This window comes from Herbidospora cretacea (assembly GCF_001570605.1).
Lineage (GTDB): Bacteria > Actinomycetota > Actinomycetes > Streptosporangiales > Streptosporangiaceae > Herbidospora > Herbidospora cretacea.
In genome coordinates, this window is record NZ_BBXG01000002.1 from 278,097 (window position 1) to 300,663 (window position 22,567).

General features: G+C 59.4%; 37 protein-coding genes. 23 read left to right on the top strand and 14 right to left on the bottom strand.

Going from position 1 to position 22,567, the window contains the following annotated elements; all coding sequences use genetic code 11:
* Positions 1 to 118 precede the first annotated feature (118 nt).
* From AW270_RS38420 to AW270_RS03895, 21 genes are all read left to right on the top strand, one after another.
* The gene (locus tag AW270_RS38420; protein WP_157521666.1) at positions 119 to 595 is read left to right on the top strand and encodes a hypothetical protein; all 477 of its coding nucleotides are present in this window, start codon (positions 119 to 121) and stop codon (positions 593 to 595) included.
* 2 nt (positions 596 to 597) lie between these two features.
* Positions 598 to 1,470, top strand: a complete 873-nt coding sequence (locus tag AW270_RS03820) for an AAA family ATPase (protein ID WP_157521667.1) — start codon at positions 598 to 600, stop codon at positions 1,468 to 1,470.
* Between the two features lie 385 nt (positions 1,471 to 1,855).
* Positions 1,856 to 2,305 carry a hypothetical protein gene (locus tag AW270_RS38425; RefSeq protein ID WP_157521668.1) on the top strand — a complete coding sequence of 150 codons (450 nt, stop codon included), beginning with the start codon at positions 1,856 to 1,858 and terminating at the stop codon, positions 2,303 to 2,305.
* A gap of 116 nt (positions 2,306 to 2,421) precedes the next feature.
* Entirely contained in the window at positions 2,422 to 2,670 is a 249-nt protein-coding gene (locus tag AW270_RS03825) for a hypothetical protein (protein ID WP_061290657.1), read from the top strand.
* A gap of 28 nt (positions 2,671 to 2,698) precedes the next feature.
* Positions 2,699 to 2,941, top strand: a complete 243-nt coding sequence (locus AW270_RS03830) for a hypothetical protein (RefSeq protein ID WP_061290659.1) — start codon at positions 2,699 to 2,701, stop codon at positions 2,939 to 2,941.
* A gap of 1 nt (position 2,942) precedes the next feature.
* Positions 2,943 to 3,260: a DUF6197 family protein gene (locus AW270_RS03835; protein ID WP_061290661.1), complete on the top strand. Its 318-nt coding sequence runs from the start codon at positions 2,943 to 2,945 to the stop codon at positions 3,258 to 3,260.
* A complete protein-coding gene (locus AW270_RS03840; protein WP_061290663.1) occupies positions 3,253 to 3,600 on the top strand; it encodes a DUF6197 family protein in 348 nt (115 codons plus the stop codon). The genes AW270_RS03835 and AW270_RS03840 overlap by 8 nt, the downstream gene beginning before the upstream one ends.
* Complete coding sequence (locus tag AW270_RS03845; protein WP_061290665.1) at positions 3,584 to 3,982, top strand: hypothetical protein; 399 nt, start codon at positions 3,584 to 3,586, stop codon at positions 3,980 to 3,982. Before AW270_RS03840 ends, AW270_RS03845 begins: the two co-directional genes overlap by 17 nt.
* 183 nt (positions 3,983 to 4,165) lie before the next feature.
* A complete protein-coding gene (locus AW270_RS03850) occupies positions 4,166 to 4,711 on the top strand; it encodes a hypothetical protein (protein WP_157521669.1) in 546 nt (181 codons plus the stop codon).
* Positions 4,712 to 4,739: 28 nt separating this feature from the next.
* Positions 4,740 to 5,060: a CHC2 zinc finger domain-containing protein gene (locus AW270_RS42055; RefSeq protein ID WP_082801277.1), complete on the top strand. Its 321-nt coding sequence runs from the start codon at positions 4,740 to 4,742 to the stop codon at positions 5,058 to 5,060.
* Positions 4,948 to 5,598, top strand: coding sequence for a hypothetical protein (locus AW270_RS03855; protein ID WP_061290670.1), 651 nt, complete (start codon positions 4,948 to 4,950; stop codon positions 5,596 to 5,598). Before AW270_RS42055 ends, AW270_RS03855 begins: the two co-directional genes overlap by 113 nt.
* 229 nt (positions 5,599 to 5,827) lie before the next feature.
* Entirely contained in the window at positions 5,828 to 6,112 is a 285-nt protein-coding gene (locus tag AW270_RS03860) for a hypothetical protein (RefSeq protein WP_061290673.1), read from the top strand.
* Positions 6,109 to 6,321 carry a hypothetical protein gene (locus AW270_RS03865; protein ID WP_061290674.1) on the top strand — a complete coding sequence of 71 codons (213 nt, stop codon included), beginning with the start codon at positions 6,109 to 6,111 and terminating at the stop codon, positions 6,319 to 6,321. The genes AW270_RS03860 and AW270_RS03865 overlap by 4 nt, the downstream gene beginning before the upstream one ends.
* On the top strand, positions 6,321 to 6,917 hold the full coding sequence (locus tag AW270_RS03870) for a 3'-5' exonuclease family protein (RefSeq protein ID WP_061290676.1): 597 nt from the start codon (positions 6,321 to 6,323) through the stop codon (positions 6,915 to 6,917). Before AW270_RS03865 ends, AW270_RS03870 begins: the two co-directional genes overlap by 1 nt.
* Before the next feature lie 104 nt (positions 6,918 to 7,021).
* Positions 7,022 to 7,426: a hypothetical protein gene (locus AW270_RS39405; protein ID WP_169807239.1), complete on the top strand. Its 405-nt coding sequence runs from the start codon at positions 7,022 to 7,024 to the stop codon at positions 7,424 to 7,426.
* Positions 7,423 to 8,487 carry a DNA cytosine methyltransferase gene (locus AW270_RS42060; protein ID WP_369408975.1) on the top strand — a complete coding sequence of 355 codons (1,065 nt, stop codon included), beginning with the start codon at positions 7,423 to 7,425 and terminating at the stop codon, positions 8,485 to 8,487. The genes AW270_RS39405 and AW270_RS42060 overlap by 4 nt, the downstream gene beginning before the upstream one ends.
* A complete protein-coding gene (locus tag AW270_RS38430; RefSeq protein ID WP_157521670.1) occupies positions 8,453 to 8,692 on the top strand; it encodes a hypothetical protein in 240 nt (79 codons plus the stop codon). Before AW270_RS42060 ends, AW270_RS38430 begins: the two co-directional genes overlap by 35 nt.
* Entirely contained in the window at positions 8,685 to 9,167 is a 483-nt protein-coding gene (locus AW270_RS03880; RefSeq protein WP_061290679.1) for a hypothetical protein, read from the top strand. Before AW270_RS38430 ends, AW270_RS03880 begins: the two co-directional genes overlap by 8 nt.
* A complete protein-coding gene (locus AW270_RS03885) occupies positions 9,160 to 9,741 on the top strand; it encodes an RNA ligase family protein (protein ID WP_061290681.1) in 582 nt (193 codons plus the stop codon). Before AW270_RS03880 ends, AW270_RS03885 begins: the two co-directional genes overlap by 8 nt.
* A 141-nt stretch (positions 9,742 to 9,882) precedes the next feature.
* Positions 9,883 to 10,080 carry a hypothetical protein gene (locus AW270_RS03890; RefSeq protein WP_061290683.1) on the top strand — a complete coding sequence of 66 codons (198 nt, stop codon included), beginning with the start codon at positions 9,883 to 9,885 and terminating at the stop codon, positions 10,078 to 10,080.
* 19 nt (positions 10,081 to 10,099) lie between these two features.
* Positions 10,100 to 10,846 (top strand): hypothetical protein, encoded by a 747-nt coding sequence (locus tag AW270_RS03895; RefSeq protein ID WP_061290686.1) that lies wholly within the window; start codon positions 10,100 to 10,102, stop codon positions 10,844 to 10,846.
* A gap of 209 nt (positions 10,847 to 11,055) precedes the next feature.
* Here AW270_RS03895 and AW270_RS42255 read toward each other — a convergent pair whose 3' ends face one another.
* From AW270_RS42255 to AW270_RS03925, 5 genes are all read right to left on the bottom strand, one after another.
* A complete protein-coding gene (locus AW270_RS42255) occupies positions 11,056 to 11,688 on the bottom strand; it encodes a histone-like nucleoid-structuring protein Lsr2 (RefSeq protein ID WP_082801280.1) in 633 nt (210 codons plus the stop codon).
* Between the two features lie 579 nt (positions 11,689 to 12,267).
* A complete protein-coding gene (locus AW270_RS03910) occupies positions 12,268 to 12,510 on the bottom strand; it encodes a hypothetical protein (RefSeq protein WP_061290692.1) in 243 nt (80 codons plus the stop codon).
* Positions 12,511 to 12,971: 461 nt separating this feature from the next.
* Positions 12,972 to 13,220 carry a hypothetical protein gene (locus tag AW270_RS03915; protein ID WP_157521671.1) on the bottom strand — a complete coding sequence of 83 codons (249 nt, stop codon included), beginning with the start codon at positions 13,218 to 13,220 and terminating at the stop codon, positions 12,972 to 12,974.
* Complete coding sequence (locus tag AW270_RS03920) at positions 13,220 to 13,705, bottom strand: hypothetical protein (protein ID WP_061290696.1); 486 nt, start codon at positions 13,703 to 13,705, stop codon at positions 13,220 to 13,222. Before AW270_RS03920 ends, AW270_RS03915 begins: the two co-directional genes overlap by 1 nt.
* A 175-nt stretch (positions 13,706 to 13,880) precedes the next feature.
* Positions 13,881 to 14,168 carry a winged helix-turn-helix domain-containing protein gene (locus AW270_RS03925; RefSeq protein WP_061290698.1) on the bottom strand — a complete coding sequence of 96 codons (288 nt, stop codon included), beginning with the start codon at positions 14,166 to 14,168 and terminating at the stop codon, positions 13,881 to 13,883.
* Positions 14,169 to 14,479: 311 nt separating this feature from the next.
* Between AW270_RS03925 and AW270_RS03930 the strand changes: the two genes are divergently transcribed.
* Complete coding sequence (locus AW270_RS03930) at positions 14,480 to 14,788, top strand: hypothetical protein (protein WP_157521672.1); 309 nt, start codon at positions 14,480 to 14,482, stop codon at positions 14,786 to 14,788.
* Positions 14,789 to 14,888: 100 nt separating this feature from the next.
* Here the strand turns inward: AW270_RS03930 and AW270_RS38435 are convergent, their stop codons facing one another.
* The 9 genes from AW270_RS38435 to AW270_RS37455 all read right to left on the bottom strand — a co-directional run bounded on the left by AW270_RS38435 (position 14,889) and on the right by AW270_RS37455 (position 20,189).
* Positions 14,889 to 15,152 (bottom strand): hypothetical protein, encoded by a 264-nt coding sequence (locus AW270_RS38435; protein ID WP_157521673.1) that lies wholly within the window; start codon positions 15,150 to 15,152, stop codon positions 14,889 to 14,891.
* A 383-nt stretch (positions 15,153 to 15,535) separates the two neighbouring features.
* Positions 15,536 to 15,778 (bottom strand): hypothetical protein, encoded by a 243-nt coding sequence (locus AW270_RS03935; protein ID WP_061290703.1) that lies wholly within the window; start codon positions 15,776 to 15,778, stop codon positions 15,536 to 15,538.
* Positions 15,775 to 16,080 (bottom strand): hypothetical protein, encoded by a 306-nt coding sequence (locus tag AW270_RS03940; protein ID WP_157521674.1) that lies wholly within the window; start codon positions 16,078 to 16,080, stop codon positions 15,775 to 15,777. Before AW270_RS03940 ends, AW270_RS03935 begins: the two co-directional genes overlap by 4 nt.
* A gap of 85 nt (positions 16,081 to 16,165) precedes the next feature.
* A complete protein-coding gene (locus tag AW270_RS03945) occupies positions 16,166 to 16,447 on the bottom strand; it encodes a hypothetical protein (protein ID WP_061290706.1) in 282 nt (93 codons plus the stop codon).
* A gap of 79 nt (positions 16,448 to 16,526) precedes the next feature.
* Positions 16,527 to 16,892, bottom strand: a complete 366-nt coding sequence (locus AW270_RS03950; protein ID WP_157521675.1) for a hypothetical protein — start codon at positions 16,890 to 16,892, stop codon at positions 16,527 to 16,529.
* 66 nt (positions 16,893 to 16,958) lie between these two features.
* The gene (locus tag AW270_RS03955; protein ID WP_157521676.1) at positions 16,959 to 17,210 is read right to left on the bottom strand and encodes a hypothetical protein; all 252 of its coding nucleotides are present in this window, start codon (positions 17,208 to 17,210) and stop codon (positions 16,959 to 16,961) included.
* Between the two features lie 556 nt (positions 17,211 to 17,766).
* Positions 17,767 to 18,057, bottom strand: coding sequence for a hypothetical protein (locus AW270_RS03970; RefSeq protein ID WP_061290715.1), 291 nt, complete (start codon positions 18,055 to 18,057; stop codon positions 17,767 to 17,769).
* 86 nt (positions 18,058 to 18,143) lie between these two features.
* On the bottom strand, positions 18,144 to 18,467 hold the full coding sequence (locus tag AW270_RS03975; RefSeq protein ID WP_157521677.1) for a hypothetical protein: 324 nt from the start codon (positions 18,465 to 18,467) through the stop codon (positions 18,144 to 18,146).
* Positions 18,468 to 19,682: 1,215 nt separating this feature from the next.
* Entirely contained in the window at positions 19,683 to 20,189 is a 507-nt protein-coding gene (locus tag AW270_RS37455; RefSeq protein ID WP_082801282.1) for a YkgJ family cysteine cluster protein, read from the bottom strand.
* Positions 20,190 to 20,789: 600 nt separating this feature from the next.
* Between AW270_RS37455 and AW270_RS03980 the strand changes: the two genes are divergently transcribed.
* Positions 20,790 to 22,463: a hypothetical protein gene (locus AW270_RS03980; protein WP_157521678.1), complete on the top strand. Its 1,674-nt coding sequence runs from the start codon at positions 20,790 to 20,792 to the stop codon at positions 22,461 to 22,463.
* The last annotated feature ends 104 nt before the right edge of the window (positions 22,464 to 22,567 follow it).

Consider the following 22,567-nt stretch of genomic DNA (forward strand, 5'->3'; position numbering starts at 1 on the left):
CATCTCTTAAACACCAAAGAGCCACCCCATCCGCCCGCTAGCGCTTTAAGGGTGGCTCTTTGGCTTCGACCTCGGAACGCTTTCAGGTGTTCCGCTGTTTCCCCCTAAGGATAGCATTATGGATTACGGTATCCAAGCTTCTCTGCGTAAGGGCGAAGATCCCCTGATCAACGTTCGCGGCGCGAACGCGGCAGAGTTCGAAGAGAACCTTGACTTCGTCGCCGGGAAGCTGGAGAAGATCAAGGCGGTTGCCGCAGACCTGAACACGGTTCCGACTGGCGTTGGTCTGATCGAGCAGGAACTTGGTGGCCAGACGATTGCCGAGATTCCCACGCCCGGGTATCCGCCTGCGCAGCCTCAGCAGTGGCCCCAGCCTCAGCCTGTGTGGAATACGCCTGTTCCGCCTGTCGCTCAGCCGGCACCGATGATGAGCACCTATTGCAGCCGATGCATGACTGCTCCGGTGTGTAGCACCTGCGGTCAGGGTGCCAACCCTTCTCCGAAGAGTGTAAAGAACGGTCAGTATCACATCCACGAATGCCCGACCGGCAACAGGGACCACAAGGGCCAGTGGTGCAACCCGCCTAAGGGTTAAAGGTGCTGGCTCTTCATCGCAGCCTTGATGGAGAGCAAAGCCGGGGTGAGGCGCTTCCTCCCGTGTGGCCATCCATGGAAGCCGCACAAGTACGTTTCTACCGGTCGGCTCTTCATATGTCGGTCGGCCGCCCGGGAGGCGGCAAATCCATCTTTGGTCTGAATCACGCTATCAAGGTGCGCGTTCCCACGCTCTATGTCTCATGCGACATGAGCCGTTTCACATTTGCCGCCCGCGCGGCGGCACTTCTCACAGGCGATTCCACGACTTCTATCAAGGAGATCGTGAAGTCTGCCCACGGCAAGGAGAAATACCGTGCTGCGCTTAGGTCGCTAGACCATTTGTTTCTGGCGTTTGAGAAACGCCCTTCTGCGGAAGAACTGGAAGACATCATTGATGCTTTCCGGGAGCGATGGGGAATTCCGCCAGAGCTCATCGTGATCGACAACATGATGAATCTCTTGCCCAATGCGGCCGACGAATGGTCGGGGCTGCGGGAGATGGCGCATGTTCTCGACTACTTCTCCGATGAACTCGGAGCCGCAGTTCATATGTTGCACCATACGAACATCGGTGGCCAGAAGCTTGACCGGCCCTCACCCATGGATGCGGTCAAGGGAAAGATCGTCGAACTGCCGAGCCTGATTCTCAGTATCGGCAAGACCGATGATCGCCTCTGGTGGGCTGCCGTCAAGAACCGTGAAGGCCGGGAAGATCCCGGCGCCAACAACCCGCATCACTTCCTCTTGAATCCTCAAACGCTCGCCATCAGCGAGCCCCTACCGCAATACCCGTTCGTTCCCTATCAGGCCTCTCCGGCGCTCTCAGCGCCATACAGGGGCAATTCTGCGATGGATCTCATGGTGATGGATTGATGAAGTGTTATTCATGCCGCACGGGTCGATGCCGCGGTTGCGCCGGACTCCGATCGTGCGAGTGTCGTCACAGCAAGCCCCCAACGCTCGTCATTCGGCCGGACGGTATTCCGTCGAGCCTGGCCTTTGGCTTTGATGTGCCGGCCGTTGAGACTCCAGTTTTCAGCAGCCCGGTAGAGACAAGCACTACCGACTACAGCTCTTCGTCGTCGAGTGGTTGCGATGTCAGCTAAGCCCACGCAAAAGGGCATCGCTATTGCTGCTCTAGCTGGAGTGGCATTGGCGGTTGCTGCGCTGCCCCAAAACCCGAAGCCCGTCAGCTCAGAAATCGTTGAAGAAAATGACGGATGCAAGGGTTAGCCGGGGCCGAAAGAGTGAAGACTATGTGGCAGAGGATCTCACGGACATTTATCCGGACGCGATCCCACCAGAAAGCGGACACGTCGGCGTTGACGTTCTCAATACTCCTGGCCTCGCCATTGAGGTCAAAGCCAGACGTAATTTCCGTCCCCTTGAATGGTCCCGCCAGGCAGCACGTAATAGTGGTCCTGGTGACATTCCTCTGAACGTCGTCAGGATGACCGGCCAAGGGCCGGCAGCCCTGGACGAATGGCTGACCTTCACCCCTTGGCGTTTCGCCAAACTTCTCATCAAGAAGGCTGGCTATGGAACGGCAACTCCTTCCCTGGGAACAGGAAGTGCCTCCGCGAATTCTCAAGCTGATTCATTTTGGACTGGAGACCGGCTGGCACGATACGACGAGCTTAGTCGCGCGCTTCAAACACCCGACGGAGCAACCATTCTTCGCGAAATGGATGCTCTCGCCAGACGGTAAGTACCGTTTCGACCAGGCTCGCGTACTGAGGAAAGCGGGGGGCCTAGCCCCCCTCAACTTCCGAGACATCCCCATCTACATGCAAGACCCATCAGTGATTGAGGAGACAGATCCTAATGCTTGCCAAGACTGAGACCCGTGATGTCCAGAAGACCGTGACGGAGACCGAGAAGGTTTATGTCCTGGAGCTGAGCAAGGAAGAGGCCGCGATCCTCGCGGAAATCGCCGGCACTGTGGGCGGTTCAAACAAGACCGTTCGAAAGTTCGTCGACCCGCTTTACAACAGGCTTTACGACTTCGGGCTGGTCAACCTGGGTTTCAAGCGCAAGTACGTTGAAGGCCACCTGAAGACCATCGGCAACTAATCCGCACTGCCCTTAAGGAGACAAGGCAATGAAGGTTGAAGTCAAAGAGCGCCAGATTGAGAAGGTCCAGACCGCGACTGAAGAGGTGGTGATTCTGGAGATGAACCGGACGGAAGCCACCACCCTTCGATCCCTCCTGGGATATGTGTCCGGCTCCGAGACGTCCAGTTGGCGTCGTGACACCGCAAACATCGGCTTCGCCCTGGACGGCGCGGGTATCGAATTCACCTATCGGTTCACGGGTGGCATCACCGGCAAGAGACTGTCCTGAGATGAGTACTCGGGTTGAGCGCCTCACGAAGGCGCTCGCCTTTCTTGAGGCGAATGAGTGGACTCAGGGTGGCTTTACGGCGACCCTGGCTGATGGCGCCACGGCCTATTGCGCCGAAGGCGCATACCGGACGGCCAACGGCTTCCCCGTCACCGGATTCTCCTTCGAAGCGTCACCGGATCTCTCCTTCTTCCGTGAGGTGACTCCGATCGGTGAAGCCCTCTGGGAATTCAACGACGACGAGACCAGGACCAAGGATGACGTCGTGGCCCTCTTTGAGAAGGCTATTCAGAAGGCCAAGGAGGAAGCCGATGGATGAGATTATTGCTCTTCTCAAGACGGGCCGTCGGCGGCTTACCGAGGGGGGTTGGATTCAGGGCGCCTTTGAGGCCGGCGGCAAGTATTGCTCGCTCGGATCTATCCGCGCGGTCCCTCACGTCTTCCTGAATGCGCGCACGGGCGAGTTCGCCGTGTACTGGGCAGCCCGGAACGCTCTTCACGCGACCCTTGAGAAGCGCGATCAGCTCCCCGCCCACGATGATCTCGGGTTCGGCGGAAGCGTCGCCTGGTGGAATGACCGGCCTGAGCGCACCAAGGAAGAAGTCATCCAGCTTTTCGACGAGACGATTGAAAGGCTTGAGCGTGGAAGCGCAGACTAAGAAGACTTTCAATCTGGGCCGAGGTGGGCTAGCCGAGATCCGCGGTGGGGTTCCGTGCTTCTGTGCGCTGGGAATCGTGGCCCACGAGAGAACCGGAAAGTCCTTCGAAGAGATCAAGGCGAAGCCGGATTACGGCAGCCTGATCAACAGCACCGACGTGATCAAAATGGCAGAGGCCATTTGGGGTTCTGCCGAGGCTGCCAAACGGTATGGCTCCAGCGCTGCCGAGTTGGTAGAAGAAGCGAACTTCTCATACTCCGACGTCTACGGCCCCAACGACAGTTGGGCATCGGTCCATCTGATTCAGGCCGCGCTCAAGGCTGTTGGCATCGACGTCGATCTGATCGACATGAGGAGATATCCGAGTGGAAACAACTACTGATCCGGCTCTAGCTCAAGGCGTCGCTCAGTACGTCGCCTATCGCCGGCACGTCGGCAAGCTTGCCGATCGGATCAACGATCAGCTTTCACTCCTCACCCCGGGCAATCCCGGGGACTGGGAGATTCTCCGCACCGTTCGTGCGCTCTTGGACGAAATCCCCATCCTCCCCGAAGGAGCAAAGTAATGACTGACTATGTTTCTCGCACTCCCGTGAAGGCTCACCTGGTGTCCGACGCCACCACCAAGGCAGAGCTTGCCGCGGTCGTCGGCCTTGAGCACGTCAAGGGTTGCTGTGGCGTGACCGATCACGGCTACCAGGTCCGCTCGTCGCAGGGCGCGACGTGGCGCTATGCGGGCACCGGGATGTACGTCGTGAAGGATGGCGGCAAGGTTGACATTATCGGTGTCAACACGTTCGAGCGGATGTACAAGCCGGCCGCGTCGGCCGCCAAGAGCGAGACCGCGAAGAGGGACCTCAAGGTCTGGCGTGATCTTCAGGATGACATTGCCAGCGTCCGGCAGGACCTTCAGACCGCCACCGATGACCGGCGAATTGCCGCGAATCGTCTTCGGGATTCGGCCGGCAGGCCGCAGGGATGGAACGAGACTCCGGAGCAGGTCACTGCCCGCATGGCTGAGGCTCACGCCAACACCCTGGATTTCCTTCTCGATGACCTGAGGAGCGTGGAGAAGGGCCTTGGAAAGGCTATTTCTGCACTACGGGATTGACGCCCCGAATAGGTCAGGGGAGGCGACCATGTGTTGTCCCTTCCCTGACCATCCGGAACGCAGAGCAAGTTTCTCTGTGAATTCCGACAAGGGTGTATGGGTGTGCTACTCCTGCCCCGGGGAACCCCGGGGTGGGGGGGCCATCCAATTCATCATGCGGATGGAAGAAATCCCCTATGAAGCAGCTAAGCAAAGGGCTACTGAGATCCTTGGAAGAGGCTTCCAGGCGCCACGAAATGACGCTGATGGAGAGTCCGGAAGCTCTCTCCTACCTGCATGGGCGAGGGCTAAGCACGGCCTCAATCGACCGGTTCCGGCTCGGAGTCGTCGGCCCGGAAGCCGACGCTGAATATCAGCAATACGTTGGCCGGCTGACAATCCCCATCATCAAGGCTGCCGGGATTGTCGCCTTCAAGTACAAGTGCATCCGTGATCAGTGCATGGCCGACAAGACCGTCAGCCCGTGGGATGAGCACCACGAAGGCCACGCGAAGTACCTTTCCGGGGATTCCCAGGCTCTCTACAACGTGGCCGCGTTGGACAATGAGCTTGGATTCCTCGCCATGGTTGAAGGCGAATTTGACACGATGATCATGGAGCAGTGCGGAATTCCCACGGTTGGATTGCCGGGCACCTCCGGATGGTCCAAGGGTAAGACCGCGTGGAAGCTGCTCTTGAAGGATTTCAGGAAGATCTACATCGTGCCCGACAACGATTCCCACATGGAGGCGAATGTGGGGATGGAACTGGCGGAGCGCGTGAAGGCCGATCTTCCTCAAGCCGAAATCGTAGAGCTTCCCATTCTGACGCCGGGCAAGAAGTCCGATCCGAACCTGGTGTATTGCGCGAAGGGGGCTGAGTTTATTCGTGGGCTCTGTGGTCTTTGAAGAGACGATCAAAAGAGTTTGGGAGGACTACATCAATGAAGTGTGCAAGTCGAAGGTCCCATGGTCGATAAGAACCGCATCACCACGGTCTACCGAGTCACAGCCGAGCTATCCCCGGGACGGCTCTATTCGCTTCGCTACTTTGCCGAGCGACGTCACCGAAAGCTATCCGCAGCCGGCAAGCAAAACGTCAAATTCGAATACCTCACCGGAGAGTGGAGAAAAGCGGATGACTGAGAACCTGGTTTACGAGCGCAACGGTTACTGGAAGTGGAAGCTCCAGGGTTTCGCATCGAAGGACATGCAGGGCAATGACCTGCCTGAGCGATACACCGTTTCCCTCGGGTCGGGGTTCGCGACCACCACCATTGCCGATGAAGTGTCGTGGACCGAGGCCCACCTTGCGTTGACGCGCTTCATTGACGAAGCGAATGAGGCGATGGACAACCTCATGAATCTTGCGGTCTTCGGTCGCGATGACGTGGAACCGCCGAAGAAGAAGGCGAAGAAGTGAGCAAGTATGTAGACCGCGCGGCGGTCGCCTCAAAGATTGACCACGAAGGAGGCATCTATAGCTGGCTCCAATATGGAGCCGAAGACTACGAGATGCCTGACGATGAAACTTCGGGCGCCCTGCGCGTACTGAAGGAGTGGTGGGGCCGAGTGGAAACCGAGGCCGCCGGCTTCATGGCATTGCTGCCTGAACATTGGAGTGAGGACTAATGAGTGACATCGTTGTTCTTGACACCGAGACGAACAGCCTTCGGCCCGATCGGGTGCCGTGGGACGTGGCGATGGTCACTGTCGATGCAACCGGCACCGTCAAGGAGTATGCCGCCTTTGTCGAGATGACTCATTGGGACAAGGCCAACGCTGACCCGATGGCACTCCAGGTTGGCGGGTACTTCTCTCGCTATCCCGACTTCGTGCCTGGCGGATACGTCGGTCGCGCCTCGGGGGTTGCCCGTGATGTGGAGCGCTGGACGCGAGGCAAGACGATCGTCGGAGCGGTGCCGAACTTTGACACTGAGTGTCTCGCCGCGATGATGCGGCGTGAAGGCGTCGTGCCCAGTTGGCACTATCACCTCCTGGACATTGAGATCCTTGTCGCCGGCTACCTGATCGCCAAGGGCGAGAAGCTCAAGCTCCCGTGGAAGTCTGACGAGCTGAGCAAGGCCATCGGTGTGGACCCTGGCGACTATGACCGGCACACAGCTTTGGGCGACTGCCGTTGGACCCTGGCACAGCTCCAGGTCGTTGCCCCTCACCTCCTGGCGCCCACTCCTGCAACGCAGGATGGGCTGAGCCTCGCGGCCTAGCCATGGAAGAGATTCCTTGGCACAACGGCACGGTTCTCAGGGTCCACGAAGGATGGATGTGTGCCGGTAGGCACTGCTCGATCCACAACCCATCCGATCACCACATGGTGTCGTGGCGTCAGGGGTGGCGCTCGGATCGCGGACTGATGGAGCGGCTTTGCCGGCACGGTGTAGGCCATCCGGACCCTGACGACATTGACCGCAAGCGCCGTGCGCGCGGCGATGACTTCGCCTGGGCGGAGGCTGTTCACGGGTGCGATGGGTGTTGTCGACTCGTCCGCGGTGAGGTCATCAAGGATCAGACGAGCACGACCGAACACAAGATGCCTGCGAGCGTCTATCGGGTTTACCCCGAAGCGGCCAATGGGCGAAACCTCTATGGGGATATCGGCGCAGCACGGAGTGTGGTCGCTGAACGCAAGCGGCACTCAGGATGGAAGCCCGTTCTGCGTGTTTATCGGGCGAAGACCGTATGGGAAGACGTCACTCACGAATTCGTGAAGCAATGAGAGTCGGCTCGGTTTGCACGGGCTACGGCGGCCTTGAGATCGCCCTAGAGGCCCTCTTTGAGAACGTCGAACTGATGTGGGTGGCAGACACATCTAAGGCCGCGAGCCAGCTTCTAGGGGCGCGCTACGGCGTGCCAAATCTGGGCGACATTCGCGCCGTTGATTGGTCCGCAGTCTCACCGGTTGAGGTCTTGGTGGGCGGCATCCCATGCCAGCCCTACTCAATAGCTGGCACGCAGAAGGGAGAACAAGATGAGCGTGACCTTATCCCCGCCTTCATTGAAGCCGTTCGCGTCCTTCGACCTAAGCTCATCGTCGTGGAAAATGTGCCCGGATTCCGCAAAGGCGGTCTTCCGCGGCTCGTCGGAGCGCTGGCCGAGATGGGGTATGACGCGCAATGGACGAGCGTACGCGCTGACGAAGCCGGAGCACCCCACATCAGAGAGCGGACATTCGTCGCTGCTACTTACGCCAACGGCCAACCTTGGCAGCAATGGCGGCGCAAGGCCACCAGAGACCAGGAGAGCCGGGGGGCATGGTCCGACACTGGCGGATCAAGTGGTGTTCACGCTCTCCCCACACCCACCGTCGCCCTAGCGACGGGAGGCCAGCGCTCAAGGAGTGGCACACGCAAGGGCGAGAAACTTCTCTCGGGTATCGCGATTGAGCTTCTCCCCACCCCGAACACCGGCCAAAGCCCTAACGGTCATGGGATGCGTGGTGGCGCATGGGGAAACGGAAGGCAGTCCGGGAAAGACCTTACGGCGCTGGCCGGCTCCGGCCATTGGGGAAAGTACACAGCAGCAATCGAGCAATGGGAAGGCGTTCTAGGGCGCACGGCGCCCGCGCCTACCGAGATTGGCCCGAAGGGTAATCCCCGCCTAGCCGCGCCGTTCGTGGAATGGATGATGGGCTTGGGCCGTGGATGGATAACTGATTTCGCATTCCATCGCGGGGAAATTTTCACCTTGCTCGGTAACGGCGTAGTGCCACAGCAGGCAGCAAGAGCAATCGGAGAGTTGATCGATGGCTGGGAAGAAGATTGTCGAGTCGCCGCCTAACCACTTCAGCTTTGGCCAGGGCGAAGACGGGCGAGTTTATATCGGGTGGAACACCGTTACCTATTCGCCTGAACAGGTCGTGGCCGGCGGAACATTGGCGGATGGACTCGCCGCAGTGCGAGAACTGTCCGCAGACCTGATGGAAATCACCGCACAGATTGTGCGCGCTCAGGCGCGCGAAGCTAAGGAGACCGCAAGTGTTTAACTGGTTCAAGCGTGACAAGAAGGCTGAGCCCGCTCCCGAGCTTGAGGGGCTGGGTACCGACTCGGGCGTGTCTAGTGAGCGCTGGGCCGCGATGGCGGCCGGTGTCGGCGCTCGTGGCTATGAGGTGACCACCCCTGCGAGCGCTCCCGTGGATGAGGTGTACGACCAGGAGAAGGACGAGCCGGCCGAAGAGCCGGTGCCTGTGGTCGACGACGGAAAGACGGTCATTGAGGTTCCGGCAGGTCTGGACCGTGAACTGTTCGGCCTGGTCGATCCCGAGACGGGGGATGTCCGCACGTACTACGCCCTGTCTCACCTGAAGAGCGCGGCGACCCACCTCGGTGGGATTGCCAACTTCGAAGTCTGGGAGGGAGTGACGATCTGGACCCGAGTCGAAGTGCCGGGCGCCATCAATCCCCCTGACGGGGCTGTGTACATTGCCGAGCTGTACTCGACGGAGCCCGTGAATGCCTGAGTTCATCGCGTGGCCGAAGACTCCACGCCTCCTGAAGCCCGTCATTGTTACCGAGAAGATCGACGGCACCAACGGATGCGTGATCGTCGATGACGATGGAACCGTTCACGCCCAATCGCGTAAGCGCCTTCTACTCGAAGGCGAACAGGACAACCACGGTTTCGGGGCTTGGGTGCGAGAGCACTCCGAGGTGCTGGCCGAGACTCTGGGCCCTGGTCGCCATTTCGGGGAATGGTGGGGTCATCGAATCGGCAGAGGCTACAACTGCAAACCTGGCGAGCGCTATTTCTCCCTCTTCAACACGAGCAAATGGGGAGAGGATGAGGGCGTTTATAGGGCTGCGGAGATCGGCCTTGATGTGGTGCCCGTTTTGTGGACTGGAATCCTGGACACAAACGAGCTTCTTCGTATCTCGGCGGCCCTGATCAAGGACGGCAGCGTGATCGCCTCCGGATTCGCTCAGCCCGAAGGAATCTGTATCTTCCACACGGCTTCGAATCGCGTCTACAAGATGACCTTCGACAAAAACTCGCAAGACGAACTGACTCAGGCGGGATTGGTGCTCGCTGCGTGAGAATGCTCGGCAAGGTTCGGGATTATCAAGACTGTTGCCCAGGTCACAGTTCGCTCACCCTGGGAAATCACAAAGGCAAACGTCAATGGGTGCGGATTGTGAGACGTCGCGAGGCGAACAGGTGGCGGAAAGAAGAGGGAAATGACACAGACCTTGGTCGGGACTCCCGACCCTGATGAACAGCAAGCGCTCTTCGAAGTGAGACCGCGAATCAGTGACGTCCTTCGGGCGTTTCAGGAACGCATCACCTGGGCGCACGCCAGTCTCATTGACATCGAGAAGAGTGTTTCTGACGCGGTGCTTGATCTCGACAAGGCCACAAACGATTGCTTTGACTGATTCCGGGTAATTAATCAGCATGTATGCTGATCTCCTGGAAAACAAGAAAGAGGGGGCCAAGGCCCCCTCTTCTGCTATTGACGACCTTTACCCGTTCGCTCAGCAAGTGGCATTCGGATTGGCTCGCAGGTATGTGTCATGCCCCATTGACGACATTATCCAAGAAATCGTGCTGTACTTCCTGGCAACCCCGAAGGTACTCCTTGAGTGGGAAGACTTCTGGGCCGGAGACTTCGAAGATGAGGGCGAAGCCCAGCACATGGGCAACCGTATGAGGCTGATCGCCCGCCGTGCGGGAGAGAGGTATTGCAGGGCGGAGCTGGCCGCGCAGGTGGGCTACAAGCCCGAGGATGAGGCGTTCTACAGCGTCGGCCTACTGCGGGTACTTGTGGAGTGGTACTACAAGGAAGGCTTGACGCAGCCCACCAGGACGCAGGGCGAGAAGGTCTCAAGCTCGGGAGATCCCGCCGCAGGCGGCAACTGGCTCGTCTCGCTACTGGACGTGCAGCGCGGCTTGGAGCGCACACAACGGAAGTACCGGAACAGGTTGAAGTTCCGGTTCGCAGACATGGGCGCGTACAGCGATGCGGAGCTAGCTGCCATGGTCGCCAACCTGGCCACAGCCAAGGGCAAGCGTGAGCGCATCGAACGCATCTTGGGCACCACAGAGAAGGGCATCGGTAGCCGAGTGTCGTACGCCCTGGTCAAGCTCCAGAAGGCATTGGGTGGGTCAAGCCCGTACCGCAAGGACCCCATGGGGGACTAGCTTGTGTCAAGCCATGATCAACTTGTATACTATGAATTGTTCGGCTCTGACCGGTTGAACAACGCCGACGGGCCTCCCGCCCGACGAGGGGATGAACCGCCGCTCCGTAGGAGCCCGAAAGCCAAAAGGCTAGGGTGACCGCAAGGAGCGGCGGTTCTGCTGTTTCTGGACAAATAAAAAAATCCCCCTCCCGAAGGAGGGGGTTCTTGCTATTCAGCAGCCGTTACCGGCTCGACCTTCGCCCTAGGGGCCCTCTTGCGTGCGGGCTTCTTGGGTGGCTCCTGCGTCGGTTCGGCATCGGGCTCCGGAGGTGCCGCCTGGAAGGTGACGACCTTCGCCAGTGCCCGAACGGCTTCCTGTGTGTGCTCGTCGCCCTGGGCGACATCGGCGGGCTTCGCCGGCTCATCCTTTAAGGGCTGCTCAGCAGGCGCCGCAGGCTCAGGCCTGGGCTCGACGACGCGAGTCGTCCGGGGACTCCCGGCAGCCCGCCACTTCTCGACAACCCCCGAACCGATGCGCCCACGCTCGCTCACCTGGTAGCCGTTGGCCCGAGCCCACGCGCGGATGGCCGCGCCCTCCTCCCGAATGGCAGCCTTCGCCGCAGCCGAGCCCGTAGTCGTCGGCCTACCGGCCCGACCGGTGCGAGTGGCGGGAGGGGGGGCCGAGGCGGCAGCCTTCCTGCCCTTGTTCGCGTAGAACTCTAGGACCTTCCGCAGCTCCGCCGCGTTGGCGTCGTTCAGATCGATCTCGTAGTTGACGCCATCGAGCGAGAACGTGACCGTCTCGGCAGCCGGGCTGCCGTCCAGGTCATCGGTAACGGTGGTTACCACTTTCCTTGCCATATCTCCTACTTTCTGCGCTGTGTGCGATTCTAAAGGCTAGGGCCCCGATAGGCCCTAGCGCCTGCGGTTCTGCTCGTACTCTTGCCGTTCGTAGTCTGGAAGGTCGTTGGCCTTAAGCCATGCCGTAACCCGCGACAACGGGAATTCTTGCGTGCCTCGCCTGTCGCCTGGGCGGCTCCGCCCCGTGGGGAAACCCTCCCGCCTTTGATACCGCTTGAACGCCTCTCGGGACACCTGAAACCGCCTGGCTAGCTCCGAGAGGGTTTCCCATTCCGTTTCTGTCATTCGTCGCGTGCTTTCCGCTGGAAGCGGCAGCCGTAGGAGTGCCCGGCAAGGCCGGCGTACTCCTGATCATCCTTTCGTGCATTTCCTTCATCTCGTCCTGCATCTCTCGCACACCTATCCAAATGCAGGTGCCGATGAAGAGCAGGCCAATGCAGAAAACCCCGATGGCGATCAAGGCCGCCCCGATGATGATGTTGTGCACGGCGCTGTGTGCCTTTCCGTTCCGTGCGTAGGGCCCAATGCCCCACGACCAATGGAGAGGGCCGTGAAGCCCTCTCCAAAGGACCTGAGACGTTAGAGCCCGGTTACTGCCCTTGCCCTCTCCCTCGCAATCGCAAGAGAGGTGTCGGCGTCCTCGCCCGTGTGGTAGAGGAAGGCCAGGATATCCTTCATGAGCTCCTCTGCCGCATCGCGCTCACTGAGGCGCTCGCCTGCGGTGTTCTCCTGGACGTCTGAGATGTGGGCTTCGGCAACCCTGAGCGCCTCCTTGAGCGTCTCAGGCATTTCCCATTCCTTCTCTTCGTCTTCGTGTTCCATGGCGCTGTGTGCAATCCCTCGTTCTAGATGATCATCTTCCCGATGTTTTCCCCTCGCCGGTTCCCCGATGATGTTTGGTTGGGACGTTTAGGCTAGTTCGAAGTGGACGACGCGAATGCCCGCGTTCGCGGCACGGGTCACGTAATCCGTGGTGTCTGCATCTCCTTCCTTATGGAATGCGTACACGACGTCAGGGCGTGCGTCTAGCGCTTTATCGGCAGGTAGGCGTTTTTCGACAAGCCTGCCCGCGTAGCGGGGAACATGCTCTTCACACCATCGCCTGACCATTGCGTCAACTCCGCCTTTACGGATGTCACCGTTGCCGGCGTCACCGTGCATGACTATGAGCTTTCCAGGGCGACCAGGGGCGCTCAGAACGCGCCCCATGGCCTGATAGAGCCCCATGTGTACGTCCCATTCCCGCCAAGGAGGCCAGGAACAAGAACCGACGACAAGCACTTTCACCTGTCATCCTGCTGCGCCTGGACATACGCCGTGAACGAGCCATATCCAGTCGACTTCCGTAGCATCGGCAAGAACAGCCACCGCGTTCCGGCAGTGCCGTATGCGAAGCTGCCCAGTGGACGCACGACCAGTTCGGGGATTTTCTCCAGAACGTAATGAGCGAGCCAGAGATACCCCGCGAAGTAGAGAAAAACCACGATCAGTGCTGGCACCTTCGGTGCGAACCACTCGTGAAAGTTCTCCATCACATGAAGTTGCCGATGTAGGCAGGCGCTTCCGGCGGGGTGGTCACTTCCTCGCCATCCTCCGCCATGTCACGGAACGTCTGAATGATTCTCGTCCGGTGATTGCGAACGAAGTGCTTGTGACACACCCGCGAACGCCATCCGCGCACGCACGGCACGATGGTCACGGCGATGTCCCCGACCACGGTCACGGGCTGTTCCTTGTATCCGCCGTTGATGGCCTTCATGAAAAGCCCCTCGGCGGGGCACTCCTTGAGAAGGCAGTCATCCTCATGCTTGTCCCAATGACGGAACAGAACCTCCTTCAGAAGGCGCGCTGCGCTCTTCCGACTGGTTGTCGCACGCGACAGACCAATCGTGATTGAGGGAGGGCCGAACATACCCCCATTCGACGCGAGGATTGACACGGCGTGGTAGTGCTTCGGCCAGATAGGCGCGATGACGCGCGAAACGATCCGGTCGCGAACTTTACGAATACCGATCATCAGTCACCGAGCCACATGATCAGGATCGCCACCAGGGCGAATCCGATGATCACAGCTTCGGCAGAACTGAGACGTCTCACCTCTATCCTTTCTTGATCGCCGTCCATTGTTGCGATTGGCGCAACAAAAAGACCCCAGAGGAAATAATCCCTCTGAGGTCATCTATATGCGTCAATCAGTCTCGCTTGGGAGCTCCACCCGTCTCAGGGTCGCTGACGTAGGTCCCGAGCCCGATCACGGCGTACGCCTCTCCGCTCTCCAGCAGCTCATCAAGGACTCGCCGCGCCGTGCGGCGTGCGATCCCGAACCTTGCGGCCATCGCCGGCTCACCGGGTAGCCGGTCACCAGGGACCAGGACGCCATCAGCGATCAGCTTGCGGAAATGATCAACCAGCGTCCGGTACTTGGGCACGTCGTCATAGAACCGAACCTCCGGCTCCTCCTGGTGGTCACGCTCGCTCACACGATCAACGTATGTGACCAGCGGTGACGCAGCCTACCGGGGCGTACGTGTCGTGAGGGGTAGGCAGGCGTAGGCATCTCGACGTACGCTGCCGCTATGCACACAGCATTGCCCGAAGAGCTACGGCCATACATCGGCCCATGGGACATCCGCGAACGACCAGGAGGCGGTTACATCGCTTACGAGAACTTCCTAGATCCATCCATGCGCAATGGCGCCCAGGGCGACACGCCTGAAGCGCTGATAGCGGCCATGGACACGCGAGTTGATTGGGTGAATCTCTACTTCGGAAAGCCGGGGACAGCATGTCCGTGACCAATGCAGAGTACATGCCATTGCCCTCGGAATGGGACGCCGGGACGCAGGCCGGTCAATGGCTGATCAAGTGGATGTGGCGCAACTACACGGGCCTTCCGGGCGCACTGGTCGGCTCGGTGAACGGCCGTCGCATCGCTTCCATCCGGAAGGAGAGCGGCAAGCACGTGGTGACCTACCACATTCCCGCACCGCGCGGCGCGGCCATCGACGTATCCAGGCATGACACCCTGAAGCAAGGCCAGGGCGCGGTCGGGGTTCAGTGGTTGCAGTTCACCAAGGACATCGGCGCGGTTCGCGCCTAGACACAGACGAGCTCGGGGCCCCTACGGGGGCCCTTTCTGTTGCGTCTGATCGCTCCGAGTCCCTCACGACTGTCCAAGCTCATGAGGGAGTGCGCAATGATCAGCTTGTCAGGAAGTCTGGGCTATCGCAGTCGAGAGGCTTGCCATCGGCGAGAGATGGAAGATAGCGCTCGGCATCCCATCGGGTCTCTCGCCAGAAGGCGACCGCAGTCGTGCCACCTCTGATCCGCTCCCGCTCATTGACTCGTTCGACCACGTGATCTGCGGTCTCTGGATCTGCATACACGCCCCAACCGCTTTCCCGAACCTCATCGTTTCGGGTATCGCGGATGATGACGTAGTAGGCGGTTTTCGTCGCAGGCATCGGCCGTCCTAGCCTTGTCGGGATTGCCAACCCCCACGATCATGGGGAACCTCTCGACGCCAACCAAGAGCCTAGCGCCTACTTCGGCGCTGTAGCCGTCCATCGGTGGTTCTCGTAACAGACCATGATGGCCGTGAGGCCATCTCCGCCGTAGTTGCTGAGCACAAAGCCTTGTGCTCCGCACGTCGGGCAGTGTTGTGGCTGGAAGTTGCAATCAGGCATCGCCGGCTACCTGGCCAGCGGTCGGGATCACGAAGTTGTACTTGACCCCACAGGGAACGCAGAACCGTCGCGGGGTTCGGACGTATTCCTTGCCCTGGAGCTTGAACGCGACCGCGGAACCGCCGTAGGACGGTAGCCAGACCACGCAGACAAGGCACTGCCTACGCTTCACGGGTCGCATCCTTGAACTCGGCCGGTATCTCCGCGATGAACTGATCCACGAACCGATCAAGGTCCACGAGCGGATTCGCGGTCAGACCCCACACAGCATCGCTGACGTGAAGGATGGCCCATTGATCGCCACGGGGCTCTATGCGCCCCGCGAGCAAGGTCGGCCCCGGCGTTACCGCCATGACCAGAAACTCACCGCCCTTATCGGCACGGATGAGCATGTATGCGCTCATGCGCCCACCTCTTCTTTCCAGACTTCGGTGAGCAGCTCATATCGACTGCCCTCAAGGCTGGGAAGGTCGAACCCCAAACTGATCACATCCGTACCGGACAATCCGATCTTCCGGCCATCCAGATTGCGACGTGAGAGAATCTGCTCCAGCACATCGGAGCCGAAGTAACTCATGTCGAGATTTTCCCAATCGATCTCGCCGCGCCAGTCGGCGGGGATATAGATCGAGTGTGCTGCGCTGCGGTCATCCAGGAATCGGATTCCCGCACGAACACGCTTGCGTAACTGTTCCCTGTAGTGCATCACGGCCTTTCTGGAGTGCATTGGTGCTGTTGCTGATCACTCCATTGCATGGCCGGGCCCCGATGACCGGCCAATGGTGCAATGATCAGACTTCAATCCAGGCCCAGCCTGAAGGCCAGTGGTACCAACCATCGATCTCGGGAATGACCTCCCGCCAATCGCGGTCTACGATGTGAATGGAGCCACCCACCCACTCAAAATGCATCTCACAATTCAGGTCGGTGGTGAAATCCCAGACGAGCCGCGCCGCGATGCGGCGACTGAATCGCGGGATCTCCGACCCGTTCCACGTCTCTTCCGACACCTCACATTCGTACTTGGTGGTGCTTCCGTCGAGAGCGACGGCGGCTTTACGCCACTGGGGCATTAGCTACTCCCATCTGTTCCGGCCATACAAAAGGGCACACCTCCCATTGGGAGAGATGTGCCCGATGCACTTCCGGCGATCAAAGGACGATACACGCGCGCCGCAAGCGCTCGTAAATCTCACACTCATCCTCCGGGGTGAAACCCCGGAGCCTTACCGTGGTCTCATCTTCGGTCGGCGGAGCCGTGACGTATTCCGTGTGCGAATACCAGCCCCCCGGCTGAAACGGCATCCGGCTGTACTCCAGGGCACCGATGTTGGTCAGAGCCGATGCGACGACATCGGCCGGGGAATCCAGGTCGTCATCATCGGCTAATTCTGCGTCGACATCGATCACGGATTCTTCACGGCGCGTGCCGTAGTCTCCGTCTTGATCCTTGACCCGATCTCCATCTCCGGTCCATTCAATGCCGTAGATGGTCGTGATCTCCAGTAAACGCGGCATGGTCACCTCTCGTTCAACTAGCCATGCGGTAGGACGCCCATCCGGAGATGGGCGTCCGATGCATTTCTAGGCGTAGATCGGTCCCTTGTGTGCGGCGTAGCGGATGCGAGCCTGGCGACAGCCCGTCTCCCACAACGCGGTGAGCACTTCGGGGAAGTCGGGATCATCGCTGGGGATTTTGATCGTCTTGTATTCGATCTCAGCGCACCACGCGCCATTGATCATGAACCGATACGCTCTATCCGTGGCAAAGATCTGGACGTTACCCGAGAGCGCCAAGAGGCGCATGTTCACCGGGATAACATCGACTAATGACACGTTTCTCCTTATGGTCTGGCGACAAGGCGATCCCGTGTGAGCCGACAAATGCCGGCTTGTGGTGCAACGCTTAGCGACTGAACGCACCTTCCATGAGCATCGTGTTTTGGCAGATCTCGCAGTCCTTGACGTGCTCTCGTAAGTCCTTCTGTACCTCCTTGTCGCTGTGGGTCGTGCCAACGTGCTTGGCAGTGTCCACTATCAGAAACGCCCCGTCGCACTCACCAAGAAGTTCGACGCGCTCCGTGTTGAAATACATATTTCGTATCCTCTCGAATTAATTTGCTGACCCGCAGAGGATTGCCTTGTCGCGATTGTGTCTCTTTGTGAGGCCAACGGGGTTGGCCATGCTGCTAACTGAAGTGCTGGACAATGGCGTTCATGGCGCTCTCCTCCGTGGAGTAGTCGCCCTTGAGTCGTTTCCAAGACTCGAACCCTTGAGTGCGAATCTTGATGTGGGGTGCCCAAAGGCCACCCTTGATTGACTTGGTACGGCCCACGATCTGCGCGCCTTTGATGGCGTCTCGACCACCGAAGCTGTTGCTACGGAATTCCATCAGTCGATGACGTTCCACGGCGCATAGGGTCCGTGACCACCGATTCTCAGACTCGCATCCGAGATCTTGTCGGCACCCACGATGGAAGCCTCTTGCTCGACTGGAATGCGTAGGACCTCAGCCGTCATGATTCGCCATTCGGGGTATGTCGCGACGGCGGTGTAGTGCGTAAGCGGGACCTTCCATATGGCACCGGCGCGATCGTACGCCCGAATGTCGTATGTAAAGGTGACGTCCGGAACTTTCTCGGAACTGTTGTATGCGTCAACCTGTACGCGATACGTGTTCATTGCGTTTCCTCTCATTGGGCCGTTGACCTCACAGAGAGACACATTCGCTAGTGATCACGACCCTTTATGGGCTCACGGGGTGAGGGCTAATTGGCTGAACGTGAAGCGAATTGAGCGGAACGCGCGGCGATTGCCGCATCCATGATGCGACGACGTTCGGCGCTGTGCTGCATGGCTCGGTTATGGCGGATCTCGCCTTTGATGCCGCTATAGACCGCAAGCGGAACAAGGATGATCGCCAGCCCCGTGATTGCCACGATGGCGAGGCTAAGAACGGTAGACGTGACGTCGCCACGGTCGGTCGAATAGGCGATGGCTTCCATCCCGAACGGGAGGATCTCCACCGCGCAGACGATAGTGAGAACCGAGCAGAGAATCATCTTGGCGACGAATGCAACGGAATCGAACATAGTGCTCTCCCTGGAGATCGGACGGAAGCCCGTGAACCCATAGAGAGTCATGATCACCTGCCTTTCACGCGACCATTCGGGAGCTGGACAGAGCCAAGATCGATGCCCCTTGCGAGGCCACCCCATCCCTAGCGGTGCAGGCTATGAAGTTCTTAAGAATCGTTCGCGAGTGCCCGTTTCGGGCCCGATCTACTTGCTATCCGCGAGCCTTTGCTAGGGGCCTTCGGCGCTTTCGTTCGGTGCGATGGGTCAATATTGGGTACCGGTACCCAATCCTGTCAACACAAATTCTGAGATTCTGTTTCATCCCAGTTCATTGTGTGGACGAGTGAAGACCTTCCAAGCGGCTGCTTGGGTGACCAGGAGTCGCCGACAGTCCTAGATGATCTGGATTCCTAAGGTCTTCACTCCAGGCCCTAAGGGCTGGATTCATCGCTCGGTTCGGGCTTGCGTTCATCGCCCTGATGAGGTGGCCGCGATTCCAGGGAATTCGGTGGGATTGGATTGTCAGCACGCTGCCATTCGTGGTAAGCGCCCGTACATGCGCCTCGCCGGCGCACATATCACGAGGTCAGGGCCCATATGCGGTCAGATTGGCTTTCAAATGAGACAGGTGCCTTGCCTGTGCGCCAGGTGGCGCAAGGCTGTGACCTGCGGTGATAGAATGAAAATGACAACCGTTATCGTTCCCACCGCGCATGAGCTGATCTTGACCCGCCGGCTTTAAATGCCGGCCCCCCTTCCCCCTCTACTATCCATCCCGATATTTTTGTATAACTTCACCCCCCTGACCTGCATGTATCTGGCGTTACCAGATCGTTATGTTTTTTGTTTAAGGAAGGTTCCATTTCCTCAAGCAATACATATATAGGGGGTTGATTAATGGGGCGCTGGCTCGGCGCCCCTGTGTCGCCCTGCGGGGCGACGGCAACCACTAGCCAGTGCTTGCCTGGCCTCCGGCCCCGAAAGGCCGGAGCTTGTGATGGCTTCCATCACGATTGATCGGTGAGCCATGCCTATCGCCGCCTCGGTGCGGCGGTGACAAACCCATGACTTTCTGTAGTGCCTATAGAGCGCAAGCGGGGAAGGGCTTTTGGGCCCTTCCCCTTACGCAATGGTCTTGCAGTGGCGGGGCCCTAGCTCCCGCAGTAGCAAGTAAGGCGATGCACCTAGCGGTGCCCCTCAGTCCTTCGCCGGCTACGCGAGCGCAGCGGGCTAATGTTGGGCGGATGATCTTGATCCCCTCACGAGGTTTTCCACGTATCGGCCACGCGCCACCAGGCGCGCGTGATCGGGGTTCTGGTCGAGATACTCATATCCCGGCAGCTCGAACGGATCGGCTCCGCCGATCGAACGGCTGAGGTGGAGCAGCTCCATCGACTCGGCATGTGTGAGGTAGCGCCCCTCAATCGGTTTGCAGCCCCACACGCAGACAAGCATCTTGCTTGCGCCCCAGATACGGCAGATCATTGGTCGGCGGTCGTAGACCGAGCAGCGACGCTGCGCATTGAGCGCGGGGCACTTGGCCCCGTCGTTCCGGACCTGAGCGGCGATCATCGTAAGGCGATCCGGTATTCGGATTCCCGCTTCCGTGATGCGCTGCCGCTCCCGAGGGCTCATGTCGATAGAGCTGCATTCGGTCCAGCAATCCCCTACGCAGTTGACGGCCGGCACTCGGGCGTATAGCTCTTCAAGCGCCGCGTCTTGTTCTGAACGCCGCATTTCTTACCTTGCCTTTGGTGCGCAGTTTCGGTGCCGGAGTGAGCGGGGTGGGTGTGGTTAGACGGCGATCTAACGGGGCGCGCTCACTCCGGCTCTTGGCGTCCGTGCTGGAGTCCGGGGAAGACTCGCACGATGTCGTGACGCCAAGCTTTGAAGAGCCGATGACTACCCGTGGTCGCAGGTGTCGGTTCGAATGCGTGCCCATTGAGCAGCCATCGGCCCAGCTCGGCAGCCCTATGTAACCGCGGTGGGCCACCGAGAGTTTGAGAAGGTCAGACGCATACACGCATGGCAGCTCGGCGAGAACGACGCCCGGCATGCATACGCCTGACCTATTTACCCTCCTGACGTTCCGACCTTCCACCAGGTGAACCCCCATTCGCGCTGGGTTCCGGTCGGACAAAACATACTTTAGCCACATTGCGGACTAGTAATCAAGCAGTCAACCGCGTTGGAATTGCCAAGGCCAAGGAACTGGTATTAGCCCAGCTCAGAGCCGGTAGGACCGTTGCATCCGCGACGGCTGCCGTGGGCAGAGGGCCCCGAAGCTACGAGTACTGGCTTCGAAGTGACGCGGATTTCAAGGCTCAGGTTCAAGTCGTGCGGGCCGTCCGTGAAGACGGTCCGACTCCCGCCAACCGCTCGATGACCTTCGCCGACTGGCGCCTGAAGTACCTACAGGCTGCGACGTTTCCGCACCAGCTCAACATGATCGACGTCATCGAGAACCGGGAGCCTCGCTGGCTCCATCCGTCGATGCGGTACGAGCAGAACGACCGGCAGATGGTTCTCATCAACATCCCGCCTGACCACGCGAAAACGGTCACATGCACCATTGACTACGTTACGTATCTCTTGTGCATGAATCCGGACGAGCGAATCGTCCTGGTATCAAAGACGGCCGAACTTGCTAGCCAGATGCTTTGGGCCATCAAGCAGCGTTTGACTCACCCGAGGTATGCCCAGCTCCAACAGGACTTCGGGCCCCCTGAGGGGTTCGACTCTGACGACGCTCAGTGGCAGTCCACGAAGATCCTGTTCCCGAGTGCCATCCGGAATCCGGAGGAGAAGGACCCTACGGTCCAGATCGTTGGCATCGGAGGACAGATCTACGGGGCGAGAAGCACCAAGATTTTTGTCGACGACGCAGTCCTTCTCTCCAACGCCTCTCAGTACGCCAGTCAGAAAAGATGGCTGGAACAGGACGTTTTGTCTCGGCTTGGTGACACCGGGCAACTGATCGTGGTTGGCACTCGCGTCGACACGGTTGACCTGTATCGGGAGCTCCGCAACCCGGACAACTATGAGGATGGCGTTTCGCCTTGGACCTACCTCGGCATGCCGGCCGTCCTGGAGACGGCGGATGATCCGAACGACTGGGTGACGCTCTGGCCGAAGAGCGACCGGCCGTGGCCGCGGAGTGATGACCTTCCGGATGAGGATGGGCTTTACCCCCGATGGGATGGGCCTCGCCTTGCTCGTCGACGGAAGAGCATCGATCCCCGTGTCTGGTCGATGGTCTATCAGCAGATGGACGTGTCAAGCGACGCGATCTTTGACCCGAGAGACATCCGTGCCTGCGTCAACGGCAACCGCACGGTTGGCCGACTGAGCGCGAACAACAAGCATCACGACCGGCCAGACGGCATGGACGGCCTCTATGTCATCTGCGCTATGGACCCTGCTATGGCCGGCGAGACGGCCACCGTTGCCTATGCGGTTGATCCGAAGACGCTGAAAAGGTACGTGCTCGAAGCGCATCGCATGCGCGCTCCTTCGCCATCAGCAATCCGAGACATCATTGAGAGCTGGACCACGAAGTATGAGCCGTCATGCTGGATCGTCGAAAAGAACGCCTTTCAGCTCTTTCTCACAAGGGATGAGCAGATCCGCTCCTTCCTTGCGAATCGCGGTGTTGCGATGCTTGAGCATTACACCGGGACCAACAAGCTTGACCCTGATTTCGGCGTGGCTTCACTTTCTCCTCTCTTTAAAGAGCGGATGATCTCGCTTCCTTCCTCGCACAACTCGGAAGGCGTGAAGGCTCTCATTGAGCAGCTCGTCACCTGGCGCCCTGGAGCCAAGGGCAAGGACCTTGTTCAGGACCTTCCGCTAGCGCTCTGGTTCGCGGAGATCAAGGCGAGGCAAGTGGTTGAGCAGCGCACCTTGCGCGCGAAAAGCCATATGAGTTCGAAGTATGTTCCGCGCTACCGGCGCGGATATCAAAACGTCATCCATATTGATGATCTGATCCAGGCGAGCAACGCCGCATAATGCTTTTCTCACACTACACTCCCCGCCCGCTAACGCCCCTCAAGGCCATCTTTGCCAAGGTTGACGAGCTTAGGGCTAGCCAGTCTGAGCGTGATCGTGCTGAC

What these genes read in the sequence shown, in the direction of transcription:
- AW270_RS38420 (WP_157521666.1), top strand. Translation starts at nt 119, where the DNA reads ATGGATTACGGTATCCAAGCTTCTCTGCGTAAGGGCGAAGATCCCCTG.
- AW270_RS03825 (WP_061290657.1), top strand. Translation starts at nt 2,422, where the DNA reads ATGCTTGCCAAGACTGAGACCCGTGATGTCCAGAAGACCGTGACGGAG.
- AW270_RS03830 (WP_061290659.1), top strand. Translation starts at nt 2,699, where the DNA reads ATGAAGGTTGAAGTCAAAGAGCGCCAGATTGAGAAGGTCCAGACCGCG.
- AW270_RS03835 (WP_061290661.1), top strand. Translation starts at nt 2,943, where the DNA reads ATGAGTACTCGGGTTGAGCGCCTCACGAAGGCGCTCGCCTTTCTTGAG.
- AW270_RS03840 (WP_061290663.1), top strand. Translation starts at nt 3,253, where the DNA reads ATGGATGAGATTATTGCTCTTCTCAAGACGGGCCGTCGGCGGCTTACC.
- AW270_RS03850 (WP_157521669.1), top strand. Translation starts at nt 4,166, where the DNA reads ATGACTGACTATGTTTCTCGCACTCCCGTGAAGGCTCACCTGGTGTCC.
- AW270_RS42055 (WP_082801277.1), top strand. Translation starts at nt 4,740, where the DNA reads ATGTGTTGTCCCTTCCCTGACCATCCGGAACGCAGAGCAAGTTTCTCT.
- AW270_RS03855 (WP_061290670.1), top strand. Translation starts at nt 4,948, where the DNA reads ATGACGCTGATGGAGAGTCCGGAAGCTCTCTCCTACCTGCATGGGCGA.
- AW270_RS03860 (WP_061290673.1), top strand. Translation starts at nt 5,828, where the DNA reads ATGACTGAGAACCTGGTTTACGAGCGCAACGGTTACTGGAAGTGGAAG.
- AW270_RS03870 (WP_061290676.1), top strand. Translation starts at nt 6,321, where the DNA reads ATGAGTGACATCGTTGTTCTTGACACCGAGACGAACAGCCTTCGGCCC.
- AW270_RS39405 (WP_169807239.1), top strand. Translation starts at nt 7,022, where the DNA reads ATGGTGTCGTGGCGTCAGGGGTGGCGCTCGGATCGCGGACTGATGGAG.
- AW270_RS42060 (WP_369408975.1), top strand. Translation starts at nt 7,423, where the DNA reads ATGAGAGTCGGCTCGGTTTGCACGGGCTACGGCGGCCTTGAGATCGCC.
- AW270_RS38430 (WP_157521670.1), top strand. Translation starts at nt 8,453, where the DNA reads ATGGCTGGGAAGAAGATTGTCGAGTCGCCGCCTAACCACTTCAGCTTT.
- AW270_RS03885 (WP_061290681.1), top strand. Translation starts at nt 9,160, where the DNA reads ATGCCTGAGTTCATCGCGTGGCCGAAGACTCCACGCCTCCTGAAGCCC.
- AW270_RS03890 (WP_061290683.1), top strand. Translation starts at nt 9,883, where the DNA reads ATGACACAGACCTTGGTCGGGACTCCCGACCCTGATGAACAGCAAGCG.
- AW270_RS03895 (WP_061290686.1), top strand. Translation starts at nt 10,100, where the DNA reads ATGTATGCTGATCTCCTGGAAAACAAGAAAGAGGGGGCCAAGGCCCCC.
- AW270_RS42255 (WP_082801280.1), bottom strand. Translation starts at nt 11,688, where the DNA reads ATGGCAAGGAAAGTGGTAACCACCGTTACCGATGACCTGGACGGCAGC.
- AW270_RS03910 (WP_061290692.1), bottom strand. Translation starts at nt 12,510, where the DNA reads ATGGAACACGAAGACGAAGAGAAGGAATGGGAAATGCCTGAGACGCTC.
- AW270_RS03915 (WP_157521671.1), bottom strand. Translation starts at nt 13,220, where the DNA reads ATGGAGAACTTTCACGAGTGGTTCGCACCGAAGGTGCCAGCACTGATC.
- AW270_RS03920 (WP_061290696.1), bottom strand. Translation starts at nt 13,705, where the DNA reads ATGATCGGTATTCGTAAAGTTCGCGACCGGATCGTTTCGCGCGTCATC.
- AW270_RS38435 (WP_157521673.1), bottom strand. Translation starts at nt 15,152, where the DNA reads ATGCCTGCGACGAAAACCGCCTACTACGTCATCATCCGCGATACCCGA.
- AW270_RS03935 (WP_061290703.1), bottom strand. Translation starts at nt 15,778, where the DNA reads ATGAGCGCATACATGCTCATCCGTGCCGATAAGGGCGGTGAGTTTCTG.
- AW270_RS03940 (WP_157521674.1), bottom strand. Translation starts at nt 16,080, where the DNA reads ATGCACTACAGGGAACAGTTACGCAAGCGTGTTCGTGCGGGAATCCGA.
- AW270_RS03945 (WP_061290706.1), bottom strand. Translation starts at nt 16,447, where the DNA reads ATGCCCCAGTGGCGTAAAGCCGCCGTCGCTCTCGACGGAAGCACCACC.
- AW270_RS03950 (WP_157521675.1), bottom strand. Translation starts at nt 16,892, where the DNA reads ATGCCGCGTTTACTGGAGATCACGACCATCTACGGCATTGAATGGACC.
- AW270_RS03970 (WP_061290715.1), bottom strand. Translation starts at nt 18,057, where the DNA reads ATGAACACGTATCGCGTACAGGTTGACGCATACAACAGTTCCGAGAAA.
- AW270_RS03975 (WP_157521677.1), bottom strand. Translation starts at nt 18,467, where the DNA reads ATGTTCGATTCCGTTGCATTCGTCGCCAAGATGATTCTCTGCTCGGTT.
- AW270_RS37455 (WP_082801282.1), bottom strand. Translation starts at nt 20,189, where the DNA reads ATGCGGCGTTCAGAACAAGACGCGGCGCTTGAAGAGCTATACGCCCGA.